We start from the raw sequence: 6,811 nt of genomic DNA, 5'->3' as shown, positions 1-6,811 counted from the left end.
GGTGCCGTCGTGTGCGCCCGAGCCGGACCCGGTGCCGCCGCGCGATCCGCAGCAGCTGCCGGCCACCGTCCCGACGCGCCCGGGGGAGTCCCGCCCCCCCCCCCCCGGCCGGGCCGCGGGGCCGGCCCCCGGGGCCCCCGCCGCCCCCCCCCCCCCCCCCCCCCCGCCGCCCCCCCGCCCCCCCCCCCCCCCCCCCCCCCGCCCCCGGGGGCGGGGGGGCCCCCCCCCCCCCCCCCCCGCCACGCCCAACCCGCCCGCCCGCCCGCCACACCGGAAGATGAGGAGAGCCCTGATGACACGGCACCGGCCCAGCCTGTACGAGGCCACGGGGCAGACCATGCTGCGCGCCGCGGCCCACACGTCCGAGCCCGCCATGCCGCCCTGGCCTACATCTACGGCGCCTGCGGAGGAGTGGCGCGCGTGGCTGAGCACGGTGTGGTCCGATGCCGACTTCCGCCAGACCGTGTCGCAGGCAAGCCCTATCCTCGCCCAGCAGGTGCAAGCCATCATCGACGGCCGTACACCGAAGGTGCGCCGGATGCGCCGGGCGGCGCTGGCCACCGCCCGCTACGCGATCCGCTACGCCCACCGCTCCACGCCTTACGGCCTGTTCGCCGGCGTCGCCCCGCTCGCCTTCGACCAGGCCACGGCCGTCCGCATCGGCGACGAGCACCAGGCCGTGACCCGCCCCGAGCCGGCCTTACTCGACGAGATGCTCAGCACCTGGGAGAGCGACGCCGGACGCATGGCCGACACAGAGGTCTGTGTCAACACCCTGATCCAGCAGCGCGACCGGCACATCCACGTCCCCTCGGAGGGAGACGCCGCCTTCCGTCTCTCCCTGAGCCCCGCACTGCGTCTCGTGCTCGACCTGGCCCGATCGCCCATCGCGTATCGCCAGTTGTCAGAGAAGCTGGCCGCGGAGTTTCCCGCCGTGGACGGCACCGCGCGTGATCGGCTGCTCGGTGAACTGCTGCGGGTGCGGCTGCTGCGCTCCTCGCTGCGCGCGCCCGCCACCGTCGCCGATCCCACCGACGTCTTACCGCCTGCGGCGCGCGCTCAGGCAGCCGGCCTGCGGGCCGCCTGCGACCTGCGGCTGGACGCCGACGTGCGGCTGTCCGAGCAGGCGCTGACCGAGGCGGAGACCGCAGCGACCGTCCTGGCCCGCCTGGTCACCCATCCGAACGGGACACCGACCTGGCGGCGGTGGATCGAGCAGTTCTCCGAGCGCTACGGCGAGAACACCGCGGTGCCGGTGGAGGTGGCCACGGACCCCGACCGGGGCGTGGGCTTCCCGGCCGGGTTCGTCACGGCGAGTGAACCACCCAGGCCGATGTCCCGGCGCGACCGCCTGCTGCTGGAGCTGGCCGGCACCGCCGCCGCCGAAGGCAGCCGCACCGTCGCGGTGACCGAGGCGCTGATCGAGGAACTGGAGGCAGCGGCCGGCGGCAAGCCTCGCGACGCGGCGCCCCACCTCGAACTGGCCGCACAGGTCCACGCCGCCTCCGGCCCTGCCCTGGACCGGGGCGACTTCCGGCTCCGCGTTCTGACCGTCTCCCGCTCGGCCGGATCGATGACCGGCCGGTTCTGGCACCTGTTCCCCGGCACCGAGACGGCGTACGCGAACCTGGCCACCGTCGATCCGGAGGCGGAACTCGCGCAGCTCTCCTTCCATGCCGGGCGGGTGGCGGCCGATCTGCTCACCCGCGCGCCCCAGGCCCTGCGCCGGATCGTGAGCATCGGCGAATTTCGCCGCCCCGCCCCGCACGTCCTCTTCCCCCGCGACCTTGCGGTCACCGTCGCCGACGGCCGCCCCCAGCTGGTGGAATCCGCGACGGGCAAGCCGCTGGAGCTGCTGGCCCCCACCGCCATCAACTTCCTGTGGAACAACTACACCCCGCCGATGGCCCGCTTCCTCGGCGAGATCAGCCGGGCCGCCTCCCCGCAGGTGACCTGGTTCGACTGGGGCGCCGCCTGGACCCTGCCCTTCACTCCCGCCCTCACCTACCGGCGCACCATCCTCACCACCGCCCGCTGGAAGATCCGCAGCCGCACGCTGCCCGCCCGCACCGCGCCCCTCCAGCAGTGGGCGGACCAACTCCACGCCTGGCGTGCCCGGTTCCGGGTGCCGAAGCGGGTCCTGCTCGCCGAGGACGACCAGCAGCTGCCCCTCGACCTCGCCCGCGACATCGACATGGACCTCCTGCGCGCGCACCTGGACGCCAGCCCCTTCGGCATCGCCACCCTGCACGACGCGCCCCCGCCGGACGCCGACGGGTGGATCGGCGGCCGGGCCCACAGCATCGTCGTCCCCCTGGCCAGGCGCTCATGACCGCGACGACCGTGCCTCGCACGCAGGACTTGTCCGAGGGCGCCCTGGGGATGGCCCTGCTCGACATCGAGCGCCGCGACCTGTCCACCGCACGCCGCCACCTCGCCCAGGCCACCGCCGGCGGGGTCAGCACCGGCAGCAACGCCAGCCTCTTCCACGGCGCACCCGCCCTGGAGTTCGTCCTGGCCCGCGCCCACGGAGCCGACGACAACGTCCGCGCGGCCGTCGACCGCGTCGTGGACGCCCGGCTCGCCGGCGCCCACCGCCGCCAGGCGGCCGGCGCGCTGCCCCACCTCACCGAATGGGACCTCATCCGCGGCCTGACCGGGCTCGCCGCCCTCCTGCTCTCCCGACAACCGTCCGCGCCCCGGCTGCCCGACGTGCTCACCTGCCTCGTCGCGCTCGCCCACCCCGCCCATGGTGACGGCCGGACAGTGCCCGGGTGGTGGTCGCCGGTCGGCCCCAACGGGAAGGAGATGCCCGGCGGGCACGGCAATAACGGCATGGCCCACGGCATCGCCGGGCCCCTTGCCGTGCTCTCTCTCGCACTGCGCGACGGCATCAGCGTCCCCGGTCAGGAGGAAGCCGTCGACACCTTCGCGACCTGGCTCGACCGGTACGGCGCCCATTACTGGTCCACCGCAGCCCACCTGGACGCCGACCAGCCGCCCGCGCCTGAGCCGACCCGCCAGTCCTGGTGCTACGGCCAGCCCGGCATCGCCCGCGCCCAGCAGCTCGCCGCGCTCGCCCTCGGCGACCCCGCCCGCCGCCGGGCGGCCGAGGACACCATCGAGACCACCCTGACCGACCCGCTGCACCTCGCCCGCATCACCGACTCCACACTCTGCCACGGCTGGGCCGGGCTGCTGACGCTCACCCGCGCGGTCGCCGCCGACAGCCCCGCACCTGACCGCTTCAGCCCGATCATCCAGGACCTGCACCAACGGCTGGCCACCAGTTGGAAGCGCCTGCCCAAGCTCGGCTTCATGGAAGGTCGCGCCGGAGCCCAACTCGCCCTGCAGGCCCCCGATGCCACCGGCTGGAGCCGCGCCCTCCTGCTCACCTGATCCCCGAACCTGCCGACGTGCAAGGAGTTGCCTCCCATGGCCTTCGACGACGAGAACCTGCCGATCCCCCCGGCCACGTCCTGGTGGCACGCATCCGTGGCCTTCGCCGATCCGCGGTTGGACGCCGCTCGGACCCTGGCGTCCGCGCTGGCCAAACACCGCTTTCACTTCCTGCGCAAGGACGCCGGCGTGCGCCTGCGCACCGAACAGCCCGCCACCGGCCTGCTGGACCAGCTCGTCGCCGACCGCGTCATCACCGGGTGGACGGGCGGGATCTACGAGCCGGAGACATATGCCTTCGGCGGCCTGGAGGGCATGGCGGTCGCACACGCGGTGTTCTGCGCCGACAGCCCGGCCGCGCTCGCCGAGACCGGCGTCCCCGGCGCCCGCGAGCGCAGCGTGCTGCTGCTGTCAGCCATGATCCGCGCGGCCGGGCTGGACCCGTTCGAAGCCGGAGACGTCTACGCCCAATGGGCTGCCCTGCGGCCTCCCGTCACCCCGCCCCAGGGCCCCGCGCTGGAGCAGGCCGTCTCCGCCATGCGGCGGCTGATGAACGCGGATGCCGCTCTGCGCCCCGACGCGGAAGCCGGCTGGGTCGAGCGCGTCGCCGCGTTCGAGGACGCCGGCCGTCTCCTGCGCCGGCTCGCCGCCGACGGCCGCCTGATACGCGGAATCCGGGGCGTCCTCGCCCATCACGCGATTTTCGCGTTCAACCGTGCGGGCGTGCCTGCCGACGCGCAGGCCGCCACCGCCTGGCTCGGCCGTCACGTCGCCTTCTCCACTCAAGAAGGAGCCGACGTGTCTACCCGCAAGTCCGCCTCCGCGGACCCTAGCCTCCCCCGAATGGAGACCACCGTGACACCCGCCACCGACCCCCACCAGTTGAGCGAAGCCCTCGCCCAGCGGCTCGTCGACAGCGGCCACCTGCACAGCAAGGCCGCCATCGACGCCTTCCGCACCACCGACCGGCACGCCTTCCTGCCCGGCGTCGACCTGGAGAGCGCGTACAAGGAGGACGCGGTCTCGATCAAGCACGACGAGCACGGGGAGATGATCTCCTGCATCTCCGCACCGTCCATCGTCGCCACCCAGCTCGAACAGCTCGGCGCCCAGCCCGGCCACAAGGTCCTGGAAGCCGGAGCCGCCACCGGCTACAACGCAGCCCTCCTCGGCAAAATCGTCTCCCCCAGCGGGCAGGTGTGGACCCTCGACGTCGACCAGGACCTCGTCGCCGGCGCGAGCCGCCACCTCGCCGAGGCCGACGTCGACAACGCCACCGCGGTGATGGCCGACGGCGCAGCCGGGCTGCCCGAGCACGCTCCCTTCGACCGGATCATCTTCACCGTCGGCGCGGGCGACGTCCCCGTGAAGATCCTCGACCAGCTCGCCCCCGGCGGGCGCCTGGTCCTGCCGATGCGCATCCGCGGCAGCATCTCCCGCTCCTTCGCCTTCGAACGCGCCGGAGATACGTGGAAGACCGTCTCCTGCGAGATGGCCACCTTCATCCCGCTGCGCAAGGGCGTCTGCGACGACGTCTACACGCTCGTGCCGATGGCCGGCGAGGGCAACGTGCGCCTGGAGACGTTCAGCGAGCAGGACGCCGACCGCGACGCCCTGCGTACCGTCCTCGACCAGCAGCAGACCAAGATCTACACCGGGGTGAAGTTCCGCCAGGGCTCCGCCTGGGAGTGGCTGTACCTGTACCTGGCCTGCGTGCTGCCCAACGGCCTCTCCCGCCTGCCGGGCCAGCGCCCCGGATTCACCCCGCACTTCGGGTGGGGCTCCATGGCCGCCCTCGACGCCGGGTCGCTCGCGTACCTGACCATCCGCGAGGGCGAGGACGAGAAGGGCCGGTACTGGGAGGTCGGCGTGGTCGGCCACGGCGAGGGCGGCGCCGACCTCGCCGAGCGCGTGGTGAGCGAGATCCGCGCCTGGGACGCGACCGGCGGCAACGACGCCCCCGAGCCGGGCTTCCGGATGGCCGTCGCCGACTCGCGCGAACGGCTGACGACCAACGACCCGCGCTTCGTCGTCGACAAGCCTTACAGCCGACTGGTCGTCGACTGGGCGCGCAAGGGCTGAGCCGATGATCCCCGCGATAGCCAGCCGCATCCCCCTGGTCCGCCGCACCAAGGCGCCCGCGCTCCCCCTGGAGGAGCGCATCAACCACCTCACCGGGCTGACCGTCGCGCCCGCGGGTGCGAGCCACCACGACCTGGTGGCCCGCGCCTGCGGGGTCCTCAACTACGCGGCTCTCATCGCCTCCGACGTCGGCCTGCCCGACCTGGCCGAGGATCTGTGCTGGCGCCAGCACCAAGTCTTCTCCAACGCCGGACGCCTCCGGGGACGGGTCGCCGTCATGTCACTGATGCCACTGGTCAACCTCGCCCGGCTGCAGACCCGCGCCGGCCACGGCCACCTCGCCTACAGCTTGTTGCACTGCCTCAACGACGCAGCCCGACACCGCAACAAGACCGACATCGACGGCCGCACCGTCGACCTCTCGACCCTGACCGGCACAGACGAGGACCACCGCACGGTGTGCCAGGAGCTGTACGTCACGCTGCTCGTGGATGGGGCCCGCGCCCTCGCCCAGATCGGGCGGTGGATCGAGGCCGCCGACGCCATGGCCCGGCACCGCGGCATCGGCAACCGCCTCCTCGATGGTCGCCAGATCAAGATCATGGCCCTGATGGAGCAGGGGTTGGACCAGCAGGCCCGCGACTTGATCGACACCACTCAGCCCACCGAGCCCTGGGAGAAAGCCGTCGCGCTCCTCCTGCACGCGCACTGCTGGCCCGCCGAGGCCCCCGTCCCCGGAGACGATCTCGACCGCACAGTGGAGGAAGCCGTCCAGCTCCTTGCCCATCCCGATCCGCCGACCGCCGTCTTCCAGGCCCGAACGGGCCTGTCGGCCCTGGAAGTGGACCGCGCCGGCCGCCATCATGCCCGGATACTCGACTCCCTCGTCAGCGTCGCCCGACTCGACGCCTACGCCGCACGAGAGGCTCTGCACCACCCCGTCGCCGCGTCAGCCCTGGCCGAGCAGGCGACCGGAGCGCTGACCGCGGTGATCGCCGCGGCCGGACTGGGGGCCGGTGCTCTGTCCGCCCACGACCACGAGGCCCTGACGGCCGCGGTCGGCTACGCCGAGAGGGAGCTGGAAAAGCTGCTGGAGGCCGATTCCCATACCGGTTAGGAGGGGGTGACCTTCTCTGCCGAGGCGTACTGCCCACGTGGTGTGGCGGTGTCGGCGTTTCGGCCATTTCCTGCCCGCAGCCGCTCCAAGCCAGACCAGGGATGTGGCGCCTGCGGGTTCCACGGACGCAGGGAATCACGGGCTTTCCAGCACGACCGAATGACGTGTGTTCGATATCGCAACCGCGTCGTTAGACCTCACGACCTTGCCGCA

At 73.1% G+C, this 6,811-nt stretch carries 4 protein-coding genes; all 4 read left to right on the top strand.

The genetic code is table 11. The features are described from left to right. Positions 1-292: 292 nt before the first annotated feature. Genes ACGF3J_RS37930 through ACGF3J_RS37915 form a run of 4 tightly spaced genes read left to right on the top strand, consistent with a single transcriptional unit; the run spans position 293 to position 6,598 of the window. Entirely contained in the window at positions 293-2,332 is a 2,040-nt protein-coding gene (locus ACGF3J_RS37930; protein ID WP_393856061.1) for a lantibiotic dehydratase family protein, read from the top strand. Then, positions 2,329-3,399, top strand: a complete 1,071-nt coding sequence (locus ACGF3J_RS37925) for a lanthionine synthetase C family protein (protein WP_393856060.1) — start codon at positions 2,329-2,331, stop codon at positions 3,397-3,399. The genes ACGF3J_RS37930 and ACGF3J_RS37925 overlap by 4 nt, the downstream gene beginning before the upstream one ends. Before the next feature lie 36 nt (positions 3,400-3,435). Next, positions 3,436-5,481, top strand: coding sequence for a methyltransferase, FxLD system (fxlM, locus tag ACGF3J_RS37920; RefSeq protein WP_393856059.1), 2,046 nt, complete (start codon positions 3,436-3,438; stop codon positions 5,479-5,481). Between the two features lie 4 nt (positions 5,482-5,485). Further along, complete coding sequence (locus ACGF3J_RS37915; RefSeq protein ID WP_393856058.1) at positions 5,486-6,598, top strand: hypothetical protein; 1,113 nt, start codon at positions 5,486-5,488, stop codon at positions 6,596-6,598. The last annotated feature ends 213 nt before the right edge of the window (positions 6,599-6,811 follow it).

The sequence above is a fragment of the Streptomyces sp. NPDC048171 genome, from assembly GCF_043202655.1.
Taxonomy (GTDB): Bacteria; Actinomycetota; Actinomycetes; order Streptomycetales; family Streptomycetaceae; genus Streptomyces.
The sequence above is the reverse complement of the archived record's forward strand: the minus strand, read 5'-3'. Positions and strand labels throughout refer to the sequence as shown.